The sequence below is a fragment of the Hymenobacter canadensis genome (genome assembly GCF_027359925.1).
In the GTDB taxonomy this organism is placed as follows: Bacteria; Bacteroidota; Bacteroidia; order Cytophagales; family Hymenobacteraceae; genus Hymenobacter; species Hymenobacter canadensis.
Map to the genome: position 1 here is coordinate 3609056 of NZ_CP114767.1, position 15440 is coordinate 3624495.

Annotated in this window: 16 protein-coding genes; 10 read left to right on the forward strand and 6 right to left on the reverse strand. The window is 61.9% G+C overall.

Annotated elements, in window-relative coordinates; genetic code table 11:
• Window positions 1-102: 102 nt before the first annotated feature.
• The 6 genes from O3303_RS15485 to O3303_RS15505 all read right to left on the reverse strand — a co-directional run bounded on the left by O3303_RS15485 (window position 103) and on the right by O3303_RS15505 (window position 7120).
• Window positions 103-663: a K(+)-transporting ATPase subunit C gene (locus tag O3303_RS15485; protein ID WP_269559292.1), complete on the reverse strand. Its 561-nt coding sequence runs from the start codon at window positions 661-663 to the stop codon at window positions 103-105.
• Window positions 664-820: 157 nt separating this feature from the next.
• Window positions 821-2866, reverse strand: a complete 2046-nt coding sequence (gene kdpB / locus O3303_RS15490; protein ID WP_269559293.1) for a potassium-transporting ATPase subunit KdpB — start codon at window positions 2864-2866, stop codon at window positions 821-823.
• Window positions 2867-2997: 131 nt separating this feature from the next.
• The gene (gene kdpA / locus O3303_RS15495; protein WP_269559294.1) at window positions 2998-4698 is read right to left on the reverse strand and encodes a potassium-transporting ATPase subunit KdpA; all 1701 of its coding nucleotides are present in this window, start codon (window positions 4696-4698) and stop codon (window positions 2998-3000) included.
• Window positions 4699-4763: 65 nt separating this feature from the next.
• A complete protein-coding gene (gene kdpF / locus O3303_RS21975) occupies window positions 4764-4844 on the reverse strand; it encodes a K(+)-transporting ATPase subunit F (protein ID WP_350356620.1) in 81 nt (26 codons plus the stop codon).
• Between the two features lie 132 nt (window positions 4845-4976).
• The gene (locus O3303_RS15500; RefSeq protein ID WP_269559295.1) at window positions 4977-5330 is read right to left on the reverse strand and encodes a DUF7674 family protein; all 354 of its coding nucleotides are present in this window, start codon (window positions 5328-5330) and stop codon (window positions 4977-4979) included.
• Between the two features lie 437 nt (window positions 5331-5767).
• On the reverse strand, window positions 5768-7120 hold the full coding sequence (locus O3303_RS15505) for a sigma-54-dependent transcriptional regulator (RefSeq protein ID WP_269559296.1): 1353 nt from the start codon (window positions 7118-7120) through the stop codon (window positions 5768-5770).
• Here O3303_RS15505 and O3303_RS15510 point away from each other — a divergent pair.
• The 10 genes from O3303_RS15510 (at window position 7095) to O3303_RS15555 (ending at window position 15256) form a co-directional block, all read left to right on the forward strand.
• Window positions 7095-7265, forward strand: coding sequence for a hypothetical protein (locus O3303_RS15510; protein ID WP_269559297.1), 171 nt, complete (start codon window positions 7095-7097; stop codon window positions 7263-7265). The two genes, O3303_RS15505 and O3303_RS15510, sit on opposite strands and share 26 nt — an antisense overlap.
• A 489-nt stretch (window positions 7266-7754) precedes the next feature.
• A complete protein-coding gene (locus O3303_RS15515; protein ID WP_269559298.1) occupies window positions 7755-8336 on the forward strand; it encodes a TetR/AcrR family transcriptional regulator in 582 nt (193 codons plus the stop codon).
• A 118-nt stretch (window positions 8337-8454) separates the two neighbouring features.
• On the forward strand, window positions 8455-9534 hold the full coding sequence (gene paaE, locus O3303_RS15520; protein WP_269559299.1) for a 1,2-phenylacetyl-CoA epoxidase subunit PaaE: 1080 nt from the start codon (window positions 8455-8457) through the stop codon (window positions 9532-9534).
• Window positions 9535-9750: 216 nt separating this feature from the next.
• Window positions 9751-10707 carry a 1,2-phenylacetyl-CoA epoxidase subunit PaaA gene (paaA, locus tag O3303_RS15525; RefSeq protein ID WP_269559300.1) on the forward strand — a complete coding sequence of 319 codons (957 nt, stop codon included), beginning with the start codon at window positions 9751-9753 and terminating at the stop codon, window positions 10705-10707.
• A 137-nt stretch (window positions 10708-10844) separates the two neighbouring features.
• Window positions 10845-11132 carry a 1,2-phenylacetyl-CoA epoxidase subunit PaaB gene (gene paaB / locus O3303_RS15530; protein ID WP_044004358.1) on the forward strand — a complete coding sequence of 96 codons (288 nt, stop codon included), beginning with the start codon at window positions 10845-10847 and terminating at the stop codon, window positions 11130-11132.
• A gap of 3 nt (window positions 11133-11135) precedes the next feature.
• Window positions 11136-11936, forward strand: coding sequence for a 1,2-phenylacetyl-CoA epoxidase subunit PaaC (paaC, locus tag O3303_RS15535; protein WP_269559301.1), 801 nt, complete (start codon window positions 11136-11138; stop codon window positions 11934-11936).
• Window positions 11937-12071: 135 nt separating this feature from the next.
• Window positions 12072-12587 (forward strand): 1,2-phenylacetyl-CoA epoxidase subunit PaaD, encoded by a 516-nt coding sequence (paaD, locus tag O3303_RS15540; protein ID WP_269559302.1) that lies wholly within the window; start codon window positions 12072-12074, stop codon window positions 12585-12587.
• 160 nt (window positions 12588-12747) lie between these two features.
• Window positions 12748-13533: an enoyl-CoA hydratase-related protein gene (locus O3303_RS15545; RefSeq protein WP_269559303.1), complete on the forward strand. Its 786-nt coding sequence runs from the start codon at window positions 12748-12750 to the stop codon at window positions 13531-13533.
• A 129-nt stretch (window positions 13534-13662) separates the two neighbouring features.
• Window positions 13663-14838 (forward strand): 3-hydroxyacyl-CoA dehydrogenase NAD-binding domain-containing protein, encoded by a 1176-nt coding sequence (locus O3303_RS15550; RefSeq protein WP_269559304.1) that lies wholly within the window; start codon window positions 13663-13665, stop codon window positions 14836-14838.
• Window positions 14819-15256: a hotdog fold thioesterase gene (locus O3303_RS15555; RefSeq protein WP_269559305.1), complete on the forward strand. Its 438-nt coding sequence runs from the start codon at window positions 14819-14821 to the stop codon at window positions 15254-15256. The genes O3303_RS15550 and O3303_RS15555 overlap by 20 nt, the downstream gene beginning before the upstream one ends.
• Window positions 15257-15440: the final 184 nt, after the last annotated feature.

Sequence of the window (15440 nt, forward strand, 5' to 3'; positions counted from 1 at the left end):
GGGCTAGTCAGCGGTCTGGTTGGCGGTTTAAACCACTCCGTAGCCCAGGATTTCAACCCTGGGACGCCCGCGCCAGCTGAGCCGTTAACGAGCAGCCACGGGCTAGCGGTTCTGCAGGGCGTCGAGGGCCACGTTCAGGCGTAGCACGTTCACCCGGTCGGGGCCGAAGGCGCTGTGCTGGGTGGTGGCCGTTACCAGAGACTGAACTTTGGCAGCGTCCAGGTTGCGCGCTTTGGCCACCCGGGCCACCTGCACGGCGGCGGCGGCCGGTGAGAGGTGCGGGTCGAGGCCCGAGCCGGAAGCGGTGAGCAGCTCAGCCGGCACCTGGGCCTTGGTTACGCCGGGGTTCTGCACCAGAAACGTATCGAGGCGGGCCTGCACGGTGGCGAGGTACTCGGGGTTGCTGGGGCCTTTGTTGGAGCCAGCCGAGCCGGCGGCGTTGTAATCCACGGCCGAGGGGCGGCCCTGGAAGTACTCGGGCCGTGTGAAGTTCTGGCCGACATTGTCGTAGCCCACCACGCGGCCGTTGTGGCTGATGGTTTCGCCTTGGCCGCTGTTGGGGGCCAGCTGGGCACCGGCCCACACCATCACGGGGTAAATCAGGCAGCAGACCACTAGTAGCACAAGGGTCAGGCGGAATGCGGGAAGCAGGTTCTGGTTCATGTTGATTTTATGTTGTCTGTCATGCTGAGCTTGTCGAAGCATCTCTACCGCCTTGTTGAATCGGTATTGATTTACTACTGCGGTAGAGATGCTTCGACTTCGCCTCCGGCTTCGCTCAGCATGACGTTCTTTTTTATCTGTTCAAACGTCAGCTTTCTTACAAAAACAGCCCCACCAGCAGGTCAATGACCTTGATGCCGATGAAGGGGACGATGACGCCGCCCAGGCCGTACACTAGCAGGTTGCGGCGCAGCAGCGCTGAGGCCCCGATGGGTTTGTAGGCCACCCCGCGCAGCGCCAGCGGCACCAGCGCCGGGATGATGATGGCGTTGAAAATCACGGCCGAAAGAATGGCCGACTGCGGCGACTTCAGGCCCATGATGTTGAGCGCGCCCAGGGCCGGAATGGCCACCATGAACAGCGCGGGCACAATGGCGAAGTACTTGGCCACGTCGTTGGCAATCGAAAACGTGGTGAGCGTGCCGCGCGTCATCAGCAGCTGCTTCCCGATTTCCACCACCTCGATGAGCTTGGTGGGGTCGTTGTCGAGGTCCACCATGTTGCCGGCCTCTTTGGCGGCCTGGGTGCCCGAGTTCATGGCCACTCCCACGTCGGCCTGGGCCAGGGCGGGGGCGTCGTTGGTGCCGTCGCCCATCATAGCCACCAGGCGGCCCTGCTGCTGCTCGTTGCGGATGTATTGCATCTTGTCCTCGGGCTTGGCCTCGGCAATGAAGTCGTCCACGCCGGCCTTTTCGGCAATGAACTTGGCCGTGAGCGGGTTGTCGCCGGTTACCATCACCGTCTTGATGCCCATTTTGCGCAGGCGCTCAAACCGCTCCTGAATGCCGGGCTTGATGATGTCCTGCAGCTCTACCACGCCCAGCACTCGGTCGTTTTCGCTCAGCACAAGCGGCGTGCCGCCGTTATTGGCAATGGCATCAACCCGCTCCGATGTCTCCTGCGGGAAGGGCTGGCCGGCTTTTACCGCTAACTGGCGAATGGCATCAGAAGCGCCCTTGCGGATGCGCTGACCGTCGGCGAGGGTCACGCCGGAGCTGCGGGTTTCGGCCGTGAACTTGATCAGCTCGGCGCCCTGCAAACGGCTTTGCAGCAGCTGCGGATCTACCTGCTGCTCCCGGGCAAGCTCCACAATGCTCTTGCCCTCGGGCGTTTCGTCGGTGAGTGAGGAGAGGGTGGCCAGTTCGATAAACTGCCGCGCCTCAATGCCGGGAGCGGGCCAGAAGTGGGTGGCTTTGCGGTTGCCGATGGTGATGGTGCCGGTTTTATCCAGCAGCAGCACGTCGATGTCGCCGGCCGTTTCCACGGCTTTGCCGCTTTTGGTGATGACGTTGGCCCGCAGCGCGCGGTCCATGCCCGCAATGCCGATGGCCGAGAGCAGCCCGCCGATGGTAGTCGGAATCAGACACACGAACAGCGCAATGAAGGCCGAAATGGCAATGGGCGTGTTGGAGTATTCGGCAAACGGGGCCAGCGTAACGCACACCAGCACGAACACCAGCGTAAACCCGGCCAGCAGAATGGTGAGGGCAATTTCGTTGGGCGTTTTCTGCCGCGAAGCGCCTTCCACCAGGGCAATCATCTTGTCCAGAAACGACTCGCCGGGGGCCGTCGTCACCACCACTTTAATGCGGTCCGACAGCACCTTGGTCCCGCCCGTTACGCTGGACTTATCCCCGCCGGCCTCCCGAATCACCGGAGCCGACTCGCCCGTAATGGCCGACTCGTCAATGGTGGCCAGTCCCTCTATAATCTCCCCGTCGGTAGGAATGATTTCGCCGGCTTCCACCAGGAAAATCTGGCCCTTCTGGAGCTGGGAGGAGGAAACCGACGACTCCTGTCCGTTGGCATCAAGCACGCGGGCGGGCGTTTCCTCGCGGGTTTTGCGCAGGCTTTCGGCCTGGGCCTTGCCGCGGGCCTCGGCAATAGCCTCGGCGAAGTTGGCGAACAGCAGCGTCAGGAACAGCACCACAAACACGGTGAAGTTGTAGCCGAACGAGCCCTGGGCGGCGTCCGGCTTCACCAGCAGCCCCAGCGTCACGAGCAGCATCACCACCGTCCCGATTTCCACGGTGAACATCACCGGGTTGCGGAACATGATGCGCGGGTCGAGCTTCACGAACGCCTGTTTGATGGCCTCCGACACCAGCGCGGGTTGAAAGAGAGATTGAGATTTGGTAGACATGGGTAATTGTCATCCTGAGAGTAGCGAAGGACCTTATCACGCCTGCGCTACATTGATTACTAGTTCTGATGAAGGCAGTCGTGATAGGATGCTTCCTTCGTCAGCATGACAGTCTCGGATATTGGCTCCGCCTAGTACAGCGAGAAATGCTCGGCCAGCGGCCCCAGGGCCAAGGCCGGGAAGAAGGCCAGCGCGGCGATGATGACGATGACGGCCAGCACCATCACCCCGAAGGTGGCCGTGTCGGCGGGCAGGGTGCCGGCGCTTTCGGGCACGTACTTCTTGCGGGCCAGCAGGCCGGCAATGGCTACCGGGCCGATGATGGGCAGGAAGCGGGCCAGCAGCAGCACTACGCCAGTGCTGATGTTCCACCAGGGCGTGTTGTCGCCGAGGCCCTCGAAGCCGGAGCCGTTGTTGGCCGAGGCGGAGGTGAACTCATACAGCATCTCGGAGAAGCCGTGGTAGCCGGGGTTGGCCAGCCAGCCAGCATACTCGGTGGGGTTGCCCACGTACAGGTGAGCCGTGAGGGCCGTGCCTGCCAGAATCAGCAGCGGGTGCAGCAGCGTCACGAGGATGGCGATTTTCATCTCGCGGGCCTCAATCTTCTTGCCCAGCAGCTCGGGCGTGCGGCCCACCATCAGGCCGGCAATGAACACGGCAATGATGAGGTAGGCGAAGAAGTTGAGCAGACCCACGCCGCAGCCGCCGTAGAAGGCGTTGGTCATCATGCCCAGCATCTGGCTCATGCCCGAAATCGGCATAAACGAATCGTGCATGGAGTTGACGGAGCCGCAGCTGATGATGGTGTTGGTGATGCTCCAGTAGGCCGAAGCCGCGGCCCCGAAGCGGATTTCCTTGCCTTCCATAGCCCCCAGCGCCTGATCGACGCCCATCTGGCTGATGGCGGGGTTGCCGTGCATTTCGTAGTACACCGTGGGGGCCAGCAGGGCCAAGAAGCCTACCGTCATCACCCCAAAAATCATGTAGGAGAGCTTGCGGCGCTTCAGGTAGAAACCCAGCGCAAACACCATGGCAATGGGGATAATCACCAGGGCAATGTTCTCGACGGCGTTAGTAATGAAGTTGGGGTTTTCGAGCGGGTGGGCCGAGTTGGCTCCGTAGAAGCCGCCCCCATTGGTGCCCAGCTCCTTGATGGCCACCATGGCGGCCACCGGCCCGCGGCTCACGGCCACCGAGTCGCCCTGCAGCGTGATGAGCTCCTGCTTGCCCTGCAGCGTCATGGGCGTGCCGTTGAAGGCTAGGATAAGGGCTACTAGCAGCGCACCGGGCAGCAGCAGGCGCGTGAGGCTCTTCACAAAGTAGTCGTAGAAGTTGCCCAGCTTCTCGGTAGTGCGGGTCTGGAGGGCGTTGAACACCACTACGGCCGCCGCAATGCCGGTCGCGGCACTCACAAACTGCAGGAAGGTAATCACCACGATTTGGGAGAGGTACGACAGGCCCGACTCGCCGGAGTAGTGCTGCAGGTTGCAGTTCACCAAAAAGGAAATGGCCGTGTTGAAAGCCAGATCGGGGGCCATCGAGGGGTTGCCGTCGGGATTGAGCGGCAGGCTCCCCTGGGTGCTGAGCACCAGCATGGCCAGCAGAAACCACACGAGGTTGATGGTGAGCAGCGCCACCATGTGCTGCTGCCAGCTCATCTCGCGGCGGGCATCAATGCCGGACAGCCGGTAGATGCCGTTCTCGACGGGCCGCATGAAGTCGAGCAGGTTCTTTTCGCCCCGGAACACCCGGGCCAGATACGCGCCCAGCGGCAGGGCCAGCACCAGCGTAACGAGGTATATCCCGCCGATGCTGAGTAGTTCGTTGTTCATTTTTGGTGAGTTGAACTCCACCCCAACCCCTCTCCCGGAGGGGAGGGGTTGGGGTGGGGTTGACGTTAAAATTTCTCCGGGCGCAGCAGCACGTAGCAGAGGTAGCCGAACGTGGCGAGGGAGAGGAAAAACAGGACGAGCATCATGGCGCGACGGGGTTAGATCTGGTCGAAGAAATCGACGGACTTGTAGAAGAGCCAGAAACCGGCTAGGCCGGCGGCCGTGAGCACGGGAATCATCAGGAGCGGAGCCATTGGCAAAGCGGAAAAGCAGCGGCCCTAGGGCAGCATGGTGGTGTATGGATAGTGATAGGTCTGGTAGAGGCGGGCGGGCATGAGCTGGCGGGCCAGCTGGTTGCCGTAGGTGCTGCCATCGAGGTGCAGGCAGTGCAGGTACACGTTTTCGATGGCGCGGGCCAGGTAGGCGTCGCCCTGGCGCAGCAGGCGGTCGGCCACCTCGAAGCAGCGCTTGAGCAGGGCCAGGTGGCCGCCCTCGGCGGCTTCGCGGGTGAAGGTGGCAAAGCAGCTCAGCTGCCGGTAAATACTCTGGCGGGTAGCCGGAGCCTGCAACTCCGCACCCAGCTCCGGAAAGTTTTCCAGCAGCAGGGAGGCGGTTTCGGTGGAAGAAGTCATCGGAAACGATGAAAAAAAGTGGAACTGGTCCGTGAAGAGCCTGCGTCGTCGGGGCGTGGCCCTGGGCTGGTTGTCAGTCTGCCCAGGGCCGGCCCCGGTTCGGTCAGTTTGCCGAATCGACGAATGGCTCGGGCGGCTTCTTGCCAATCCGGGCCCACATTCGGATGCTGTGCTCTATTTTGATTTTATCTGCCTGATTATCAGATATAAATATTTTGACCTTGCTCTTTCCCAGCTCACCGTGCACAAAAAAACCGGGTCATTCTGACCCGGTGCGCTGGTCAGAATAACCCGGTTTGGTGGGGTGCCGGTCATCGTGTCCTAGGGCTGAAGCCCTGGGCTAGTGAGTGAGTATGGGCGGGCGCTACGTAGCCCAGGGCTTCAGCCCTGGGACGCAGGCGGCATCGTTCAACGGAGAGACGCAAAATGTTGCGTCTCTACAGCCCGTATTCCTGAATCTTGCGGTAGAGGGTTTTGGTGCCGATGCCGAGCTGGCGGGCGGCTTCCATCTTGTTGCCGCCGGTGTCGTGGAGCACCTGCCGAATCTGGCGCTTCTCCAGATTGCGTAGGCTTTTGTCGGAGGCCTCGTCAGTGGTGGGGGCGGCCGTGAAGTAGTGGAAGTCGGCGGGCAGGTCGTCGGTGGTGAGCGTGTCGCCGTCGGCGAGGATGGCGGCGCGTTCCAGCACGTTTTTCAGTTCCCGCACGTTGCCGCGCCAGTCGTGGCGGCGCAGCTGCTCCAGCACCTCGGGCTCCAAGCCGCGCAGGCGGCGGCGCAGCTTACCGGCGAAGAACTGCAGGAAATACTCGGCCAGCAGCGGCACATCCTCGCGTCGCTCGTTGAGGCCCGGCACCGGTACCGTAAACACGGCCAGGCGGTAGTACAGATCGGGCCGAAAGTGGCCGGCCTCGGCTTCCTGCTTGAGGTTGCGGTTGGTGGCGGCCACGATGCGCACGTTCACGCTGGTGGGCTTCGTGTCGCCGAGCTTGGTGAACTGCTGGGTTTCCAGCACCCGCAGGAACTTGGCCTGCACGTTCAGCTCCAGCTCCCCGATTTCGTCCAGAAACAGCGTGCCGCCGTTGGCTTCCTCCAGCAGCCCCTTCTTGTCGGTCAGCGCGCCCGTAAACGCGCCCTTCTTATAGCCAAACAGCTCCGATTCCAGCAAATCCTTAGGGAAGGCCGAGCAGTTCACGGCCACGAACGGCTTGCTGCGGCGCGGACTGGCCTGGTGAATGGCCTGGGCAAATAGCTCCTTGCCCGCGCCGGTAGGCCCTTCCAGCAAAACCGTGCTATCGGTAGGAGCCGCACGCTCAGCCAGCTTCCGGGCCTGCAGCAGCGCGGCGGAGCGGCCAATCATGCTGTCGAAGCTGTATTGAGCGCCTACTTTCTTTTCGAGGTCGGCCACGCGGCGCTGCAGGCGGGCCTTGTCGGCGGCGCGCTCCACTACCACCAGCAGCTGGTCGTCGGAGTCGCCCTTGGTGAGGTAGTCGAAGGCGCCTTCCTTCATGGCCCGCACGCCGTCGGGAATGGTGCCGTAGGCCGTCATCAGGATGACCTCGGCCAGCGGGGCGACCTGCTTGTAGCGCGGCAGCAGGTCGAGGCCGTAGCCGTCGGGCAGCTTCACATCCGACAGCACTACCAGTACCTCGTCGTGGTGCTGGCGCAGCAGCTCCAGGCCGCGGCGGGCATCGGGGGCCGGGAGCAGGGTGTAGCCCTCCAGCTCCAGCACCCGCGTGAGCAGCTGGCGCAGGCTGGTTTCGTCGTCGATGAGCAGCAGGGTTCCGGTGGGCATGGGCGGGGCAGTAGGAGAGGAGCGCCACGAAGGTAGCCGGCCGGCCGGTACGTGCGAAAATCTGCCGGGCTACGCGCTGTACCACCCGGCGCTGGCCCGCGGCCAGACTCCAGCCGCCTCAGCCAACGAAACCGCCCAAAAATAGCCCGGCCGAAGCGGAAATTAATCCGCTTCGGCCGGGGTAGAAATTCGATAACCGGCTCTCAACCTACCGAAGCAGGGAATGCGGTTTTCGGTGAACAGGAACCGGACGGGGTGGGGCGGACGTCCGGGCAATCAGGGTGTGGGAATTTGCTAACACCCGGCGGGGGGGATTCACCGTGTGATAGCCGGAACAATATTAAGCAAAGAATCCTGCCCGGCATGGTGAGTAGCTGCTTTTTAGGTGAGTATTCACTCACTTATTATTGCTTGATAATATTTAAGTTGTTGATTTGTAGAAATTTAATCAAAAAACGGCCTTTTTCAAAAGCCTGAATTTTATAAGTGGTTAAACTAACGAATGTTTGTTTGGGGCTTAGAGGTCCGTACTTTTGAGGGCATTGCGGCGCAACTGATTGCGCCTCGTCCGGCAACGAACAACCAGTTGTCAGGCGCTTAAGCCGTTGCTTTCAGGCGATGCTGTTTTACCTCCATGGCCAAAAAAACGAAGTCCAATAAGCGCCAGATAATTCTGGAAGAAGCTGCCAAGCTGTTTAAAGCCCGGGGCTTCAGCGGCGCCTCCATGCGGGAGCTGGGTGCGCAGGTAGGGATGGAGGCGGCCAGCATGTACAATCACATCAGTTCTAAGGATGAGCTGCTGGACCACATCTGCTTCCACGTTTCCGATACCTATATCTCGCAGCTGGCCGAAATAGAGCGCACCGAGGATTCTTACGTAGAGAAGATAAAGGCGCTGATCCGGCTGCACATCCGCCTGATGGTGGAGGATGGGGCGGCCGTATCGGTGGCCAACAACGACTGGAAGTACCTGTCCGAGCCGCGCCTAACCGAGTTCAAGAAAGCCCGCAAAGACTACGAAAAAGGCTTTGCCGCCCTCATCGAGCAGGGCATTGCGGCCGGCGAGCTGCAGCCCGTCAACGTGTCGGTGGCGCTGTTTACCATTCTGTCGGCGGTGCGCTGGGTGGAGCTGTGGTACCGCCCGGGCCGCGGCGTTACGGCCGAAGAGCTCGAAGAAAACATCATCACCATGCTCCTGTCGGGGCTGAAAAAGTAAGTGCGTTGTTGAGTTGTCAGTTGCTGGGTATCAGTTGTCAGTACTTGCCGGAAGGGACGTCTGACAACCACACCCCAGTGACTAACAACCGACAACCAGCAACTGACAACTAACACGAATGAGCCGCTTCCACTCCCTCAAAGTCAAGAGCATCACCCGCGAAACGCCCGATTGCGTGAGCGTGGCCCTGGACGTGCCCGCCGAGCTGCGCGACACCTTCCGGTTCACGCAGGGCCAGTACCTCACGTTTCGGCGGCACCTGAACGGCGAGGAAGTGCGCCGCAGCTACTCCATCTGCAGCAGCCCGCTGGAAAACGAGTGGCGCGTGGCCATCAAGCAGGTGCCGGAGGGGCGCTTTTCCACCCACGCCGTGCAGCAGCTGCGCGTCGGCGACGAGCTGGAGGTAATGCCGCCGATGGGGCATTTCACCACCGAGCTGCACGCCGACCAGGCCAAGCAGTACGTGCTGTTCGCGGCCGGCTCAGGCATCACGCCGGTGCTGTCCATCCTGAAAACGGTGCTACTGGCGGAGCCTGATAGCCGCGTAACGCTCATCTATGGCAACCGGGGCCGCAACTCCATCATCTTCAAGGAGGAAATCGAGGGCCTGAAAAACCGCTTCCTTCAGCGCCTGAGCGTGTACCACGTGCTCAGCCGCGAGCAGGGCGACACCGACCTGCTGTTCGGCCGCATCGACGGCGCCAAGGCCCGCGTGTTCCTCGACAAAATCATCCCGGCCCAGAAAATCGACGAGGTGTTTCTGTGCGGGCCTGAGGAAATGATTCTGGAAGTGAAAAGCGTGTTGCTGGAAGCCGGCGTTGCGCCCGAGAAGGTGCACTTCGAGCTGTTCGCCTCGGCCGCCGGGGCCCAGAAAGCCGCCGCCCGCCAGGCCCAGCGCCCCGCCGGCCAGGACGACAAGCACAGCCAGGTAACGGTGCAGCTGGAAGGCACGAAGCGCGTGCTGGAAATGTCGTACTACGGCGACACGATTCTGGACGCGGTGCTCGAAACCGGGGCCGACGCGCCGTATTCGTGCAAAAACGGCATGTGCAGCACCTGCCGCTGCCGCGTGACCGAAGGCACCGTAGAAATGGACGTGAACTACTCGCTTTCCGAAAAAGAAGTGGCCCAAGGCTACGTCCTCAGTTGCCAGGCGCGCCCCACCTCCGAGCGGGTGGTGGTGGATTTCGACCAGTAATCGATGGCCTCGTAAAAGAACGTCATGCTGAGCGCAGCCGAAGCATCTCGCGTGCTGACGTTGTAATACTAATTTGATTACTGCTGCATGCGAGATGCTTCGACTACGCTTTCAGCTTCGCTCAGCATGACGTTCTTTTAAGATGCTGCAGCGCAGCAGCCCAAATTTTTCCTTACATTTAACTAACGATTGTTAGTTAACCTTTGTTGAAGGCGCATGGAAACCCTAGAACTCACCCAGGAAGAACAGTTTCAGGCCCGCATTGATGCCGATGTGCGCATCGAGCCCAAGGACTGGATGCCCGAGGCGTACCGCAAGACGCTGATCCGGCAGATTTCGCAGCACGCGCACTCCGAGCTGGTGGGCATGCTGCCCGAAGGCAATTGGATTACCCGTGCCCCTTCGCTGAAGCGCAAATCCATCTTGCTGGCCAAGGTGCAGGACGAAGCCGGCCACGGCCTCTACCTCTACTCGGCGGCCGAAACCCTGGGTACCACCCGCGACCAGATGCTGGCTGACCTGCACTCGGGCAAAGCCAAGTACAGCAGCATCTTCAACTACCCCACCCTGAGCTGGGCCGATATGGGCTGCGTAGGCTGGCTGGTAGACGGCGCCGCCATTCTGAACCAAGTGCCGCTGTGCCGCACCAGCTACGGCCCCTACGCCCGCGCCATGGTGCGCGTGTGTAAGGAGGAAAGCTTCCACCAGCGCCAGGGCTTCGAGATTATGCAGACCCTGTGCGAAGGCGCGCCCGAGCAGAAAGCCATGGCCCAGGAAGCCCTCAACCGCTGGTGGTGGCCCACGCTGATGATGTTTGGCCCCGCCGATGCCGACTCGCCCAACACCGAGCAGAGCATGAAGTGGCGCATCAAGCGCTTCACCAACGATGAGCTGCGCCAGAAATTTGTGGACATGATGGTGCCCCAGGCCGAGTTCTTGGGCCTCACCGTTCCTGACGAAAAGGTGCAGTGGAACGAAGCCCGCCAGGCCTACGACTTCGGCGAGGTGAACTGGGAGGAGTTCTGGAACGTGGTGAAAGGCAACGGCCTCTGCAACCAGGAACGCCTGCAGGCCCGCGTAGATGCCTGGGACCAAGGCGCCTGGGTGCGCGAAGCTGCCCTGGCCCACGCCGCCAAACGCGCCGGCCGCGAGCTGGCCAAGTCAGCGGCGTAGGTCTGAACTCCAATTGTCAAGCCCGTCATGCTGAGCTTGTCGAAGCATCTCGCGTGCTGACGTTGCAATAGCAATCCGACGTCAGCACGCGAGATGCTTCGACAAGCTCAGCATGACGTTCTACTAAGCACTACATCATGACTCAACAAGAATGGCCGCTGTGGGAAGTTTTTATCCGCAGTAAGCAGGGCCTCGACCATAAGCACGTGGGCAGCCTCCACGCCGCCGATGCCACCATGGCCATCCAGAACGCCCGCGACGTGTACACGCGCCGCCTCGAAGGCGTGAGCATCTGGGTGGTGGAAAGCACGCACGTGCACGCCTCCAACCCCGACGACGCGGCTGCTTTCTACGAGCCTGCCAACGACAAAATCTACCGCCATCCGACCTTCTACCAGGTGCCGGATTCCATCAAGCACATGTAACCGATGACGGACGACTTCACGCCCACGCCGGCCCTGGCCACTGTCACCGAAACGCAGCGTCAAATGCTGCCCTTCGTGCTGCAGCTGGCCGATACCAGTCTGATTCTGGCCCACCGCCTGAGCGAGTGGTGCGGGCACGGCCCCATTCTGGAGCAGGATCTGGCCATGGCCAACATTGCGCTGGATCTGCTGGGCGAGGCCCGCAGCTACTACCAGTATGCCGCCGAGCTCGAAGGCCAGGGCCGCACCGAGGACGATCTGGCCTACCTGCGGCCCGCCGTGGAGTACCGCAACCCGCTGCTGGTGGAGCAGCCCAACCAGGATTTCGCCCACACCATCGTGCGACAGTTTCTGTACGATGCCTTCCACTACCATCTGCTGCTCCAGCTCCAGCAGGGCTCCGATGCTCACCTGGCAGCCATTGCTGAGAAATCGGTGAAGGAGGCGGCCTACCACATCAAGTGGAGCTCGGAATGGGTGATTCGCCTCGGCGACGGCACCGACGAAAGCCGGCAGCGCATCGAGAAGGCCATCCGCAACCTGTGGCGCTTCGGTGGCGAGCTGACCACGCCCACCGCCACCGAGCAAACCCTGCAAATCGCCGGCCTCGTGCCCGACTACACCGCGTTGCAGCAGCAGATAAATGCCCACGTTGCGCGCGTGTTTGAGGAAGCCACCCTGCCCGTGCCGGAAAACGTGTTTGCCCAGCAAGGCGGCAAAGACGGCCGCCACTCCGAGCACCTGGGCTACCTGCTGGCCGAGCTGCAGTACATGCAGCGCACGTATCCGGGCATGCAGTGGTAGACTAAATAGCCCGTCATGCTGAGCTTGTCGAAGCATCTCGCGTGCTGATGTCTGATTACTGTAGCAACGAAGCGGTAGAGATGCTTCGACTTCGCCTCCGGCTGCGCTCAGCATGACGTTCTGACTTCATCCCCTATGCCCCACCAACCCCACGTAATGCCCACCGAAGCACAGATCTGGCAGCTGCTGGAAGAGGTTTCCGACCCTGAGGTGCCGGTGCTCAGCATCCTGGATCTGGGCATTGTGCGCGGGGTGCGGCTGGAGGGCGAGCAGGTGCACGTCACCATCACGCCCACCTACTCGGGCTGCCCGGCCATGAACACCATTGCCACCGAAATTCGGCTGCGGCTGCTGGCCGAGGGCCTCACGCAGGTGCACATCCACAACCAGCTCAGCCCCGCCTGGACCACCGACTGGATGAGCCAGGCCGGCCGCCAGAAGCTGGAGGATTACGGCATTGCCCCGCCCGTGGACGGCACCGCCACCGGCCACGTCCTCAACCTGTTCGGGGCCGATACGGCCGTGCGCTGCCCCCTCTGCAAGTCCACCCACACCCACCTGGTCAGCCAATTCGGCTCCACTGCCTGCAAAGCCCACTACCAGTGCGACGACTGCCTGGAACCGTTCGATTACTTCAAGTGCCACGCGTGATGCAACTGGTATAGAACGTCATGCTGAGCTTGCCGAAGCATCTCGCGTGCTGACGTCGGATTGCTGTGGCAACGTCAGCACGCGAGATACTTCGACTTCGCCCCCGGCTTCGCTCAGCATGACGGCCGTTTTTCATCCTGTCCCACCCTACTCCCGAACTATGTCCGAAACTTCCTCCCTACTCTTCTCCCTCGAAGCCGGCGTGGCCACCATCCGCTTCAACCGGCCGCAGGTGTTCAACAGCGTCAACAAGGAAGTGGCGCTGGCCTTGCAGCAGCGGCTGCGCGAGTGCCAGCAGAACCCGGAAGTGCGCGCCGTGCTGCTCACCGGCACCGGCAAAGCCTTCTGCGCCGGCCAGGATCTGGCGGAAATCACCGGCCCCGACAGCCCCGAGGTAGCCGAGATTGTGGAGCAGCTCTACAACCCCATCGTGGAGCTGATTCGGGCCCTGGACAAGCCGGTAGTGGCGGCCGTGAACGGCGTAGCTGCCGGCGCGGGCGCCAACCTGGCCCTGGCCTGCGACATTGTGGTGGCCCGCGAATCGGCCTCGTTTATTCAGGCTTTCAGCAAAATCGGGCTGATTCCGGACAGCGCCGGCACCTACTTCCTACCTCGCCTTGTGGGTTTGCAGCGTGCTACGGCTTTGATGATGACCGGCGACAAAGTATCGGCCCCGGAGGCCGTGCAGATGGGCATGATCTACAAGACCTTCCCCGACGACCAGTTCGACGCTGAGGTAGACGTGCTGGTGCGCAAGCTGGCCGCCATGCCCACCAAGGGCCTCGCTTACACCAAGCAGCTGCTCAACGGCACCTTCTCCAACACCCTCACCCAGCAGCTGCGCGCCGAAGCCGACTACCAGCTCCGCGCCGGCAGCACCGCCGACTACAAAGAGGGCGTCTCAGCCTTCATGGAAAAGCGCCAGCCGACGTTTACGGGGCAGTAATTGAAAAATATCTGTCATCCTGAGCGGAGCGAAGGATCTTGTCACTAAGGAACGACATCGTTGGATAGTCGCCCAAACGTGATAAGGTCCTTCGCTCCGCTCAGGATGACAGAATAAAAACACAGTACAATGACCATCGGAATTATTGGGAGCGGGGCTATGGGGGCGGGGATTGCGCAGGTGGTGGCCCAGGCCGGCCACCCGGTGCGCCTGCTCGACCAGAACACGGCCGCGCTGGAACGGGCCGTGGCCGGCATCCGCGGCGGCTTGCAGAAGCTCGCGGAGAAAGGCAAAATCACGGCAGAGGCCGCCGAAGCCGCCGCGGTCCGCGTGCAGCCCACCACCGACATCAACCTGTTTGCCGACTGCGGGCTGGTGCTGGAAGCCATTGTGGAAGACCTCGGCGTAAAGCAGCAGCTGTTCCGGGAAGTGGAGCTGGTGGTGACGCCGAAGTGCGTGCTGGCTTCCAACACGTCCTCGCTGTCGATTGCCAGCATTGCGGCGGCCTGCCAGCGGCCCGAGCGGTTTATCGGCATCCACTTCTTCAACCCTGCCCCGCTGATGCAGCTGGTGGAAATCATTCCGGCGGTGCAGACCCGCGCCGGTCTGGCCGAGGAAACCCGCCAGCTGGTGCAGAGCTGGGGCAAGCTGCCGGTGCTGTGCAAAGACACGCCGGGCTTCATCGTGAACCGCGTGGCGCGGCCCTTCTATGGCGAGGCCATCCGGCTGCTGGAAGAAGGCGTGGCCGATATGGCGACCATCGACTGGGCCCTGACCGAGCTGGGTGGCTTCCGCATGGGGCCGTTTGCGCTGATGGACTTTATCGGCCACGATGTGAACTACCGCGTCACGGAGTCGGTGTTTACCTCGTTCTTCTTCGACCCGCGCTACAAGCCCAGCTTCACCCAGAAACGTCTGTTCGAGGCCGGCTACTACGGCCGCAAATCGGGCCGCGGCTTCTACGACTACCGCGACGGCGCCACCCCGCCCGAGCCCACCCGCGACGAAGCCCTGGGCCGCCACATCGTGCAGCGCGTGCTAGCCATGCTCATCAATGAAGCCGCCGATGCGCTGGCCTTCAATGTAGCTTCCAAAGAGGACCTGGAACTGGCCATGACCAAGGGCGTCAACTACCCCAAAGGTCTGCTGGCCTGGGCCGACGAGCTGGGCCTGCAGAACGTGCTGACCACCCTCGACGACCTCTACGCCGACTACCACGAGGACCGCTACCGCGCCAGCCCACTGCTGCGCCGCCTGGTCCGGACCGGCCACACGTTCGCCCAGCATGAGCCAGCCGCCCGCTAACGCCGCCGTGGTTCGCGCCGAAGCTGTGAAAGACCAGATGCTACAGCACGACGCCTTCAGCCACTGGCTGGGGCTGGAAGTGAAGGAAATGGGTCCCGGCTACTGCCGTCTGCAGTTTCGGGTGCGGCCCGAGATGCTCAACGGCTTCGGCATCCTGCACGGCGGCGTGGCCTTCGCCGCCGCCGACTCGGCCTTTGCTTTCGCCTGCAACAGCCATGGCCGCCAAAGCGTGGCCCTCAACGCCACCATCGACTACCTCGAAGCCGGCCGCCCCGACGACCTTATCACTGTGGAAGCCCGCGAGGAAAGCCTCAAGCACAAAATCGGGGTGTACCAGCTGCGCCTCACCAACCAGCACGGCATCCCGCTGGCCCTGTTCAAAGGCACCGCCTACCGGACGAGTAAGGAGGTGCTGTAAAGCAAATAGCACGTCATGCTGAGCTTGTCAAAGCATCTCGCGTGCTGATGTTGCTATAGTAATCAGATGGTAACCGCTCCGTAGCCCAGGGTTTAAACCCTGGGCTAGTGAAGCAACCTCAGCACGCGAGATGCTTCGACAAGCGGACGCCAGATGGAGCATGACGTTCTTCCCTCTTTTCCTT

Bases quoted from the DNA above. Each gene is read 5' to 3' on its own strand.
- O3303_RS15485 (WP_269559292.1), bottom strand. From the start codon at position 663: ATGAACCAGAACCTGCTTCCCGCATTCCGCCTGACCCTTGTGCTACTA.
- kdpB (WP_269559293.1), bottom strand. From the start codon at position 2,866: ATGTCTACCAAATCTCAATCTCTCTTTCAACCCGCGCTGGTGTCGGAG.
- kdpA (WP_269559294.1), bottom strand. From the start codon at position 4,698: ATGAACAACGAACTACTCAGCATCGGCGGGATATACCTCGTTACGCTG.
- kdpF (WP_350356620.1), bottom strand. From the start codon at position 4,844: ATGATGCTCGTCCTGTTTTTCCTCTCCCTCGCCACGTTCGGCTACCTC.
- O3303_RS15500 (WP_269559295.1), bottom strand. From the start codon at position 5,330: ATGACTTCTTCCACCGAAACCGCCTCCCTGCTGCTGGAAAACTTTCCG.
- O3303_RS15510 (WP_269559297.1), top strand. From the start codon at position 7,095: ATGAGCAGCAGGGTTCCGGTGGGCATGGGCGGGGCAGTAGGAGAGGAG.
- O3303_RS15505 (WP_269559296.1), bottom strand. From the start codon at position 7,120: ATGCCCACCGGAACCCTGCTGCTCATCGACGACGAAACCAGCCTGCGC.
- O3303_RS15515 (WP_269559298.1), top strand. From the start codon at position 7,755: ATGGCCAAAAAAACGAAGTCCAATAAGCGCCAGATAATTCTGGAAGAA.
- paaE (WP_269559299.1), top strand. From the start codon at position 8,455: ATGAGCCGCTTCCACTCCCTCAAAGTCAAGAGCATCACCCGCGAAACG.
- paaA (WP_269559300.1), top strand. From the start codon at position 9,751: ATGGAAACCCTAGAACTCACCCAGGAAGAACAGTTTCAGGCCCGCATT.
- paaB (WP_044004358.1), top strand. From the start codon at position 10,845: ATGACTCAACAAGAATGGCCGCTGTGGGAAGTTTTTATCCGCAGTAAG.
- paaC (WP_269559301.1), top strand. From the start codon at position 11,136: ATGACGGACGACTTCACGCCCACGCCGGCCCTGGCCACTGTCACCGAA.
- paaD (WP_269559302.1), top strand. From the start codon at position 12,072: ATGCCCCACCAACCCCACGTAATGCCCACCGAAGCACAGATCTGGCAG.
- O3303_RS15545 (WP_269559303.1), top strand. From the start codon at position 12,748: ATGTCCGAAACTTCCTCCCTACTCTTCTCCCTCGAAGCCGGCGTGGCC.
- O3303_RS15550 (WP_269559304.1), top strand. From the start codon at position 13,663: ATGACCATCGGAATTATTGGGAGCGGGGCTATGGGGGCGGGGATTGCG.
- O3303_RS15555 (WP_269559305.1), top strand. From the start codon at position 14,819: ATGAGCCAGCCGCCCGCTAACGCCGCCGTGGTTCGCGCCGAAGCTGTG.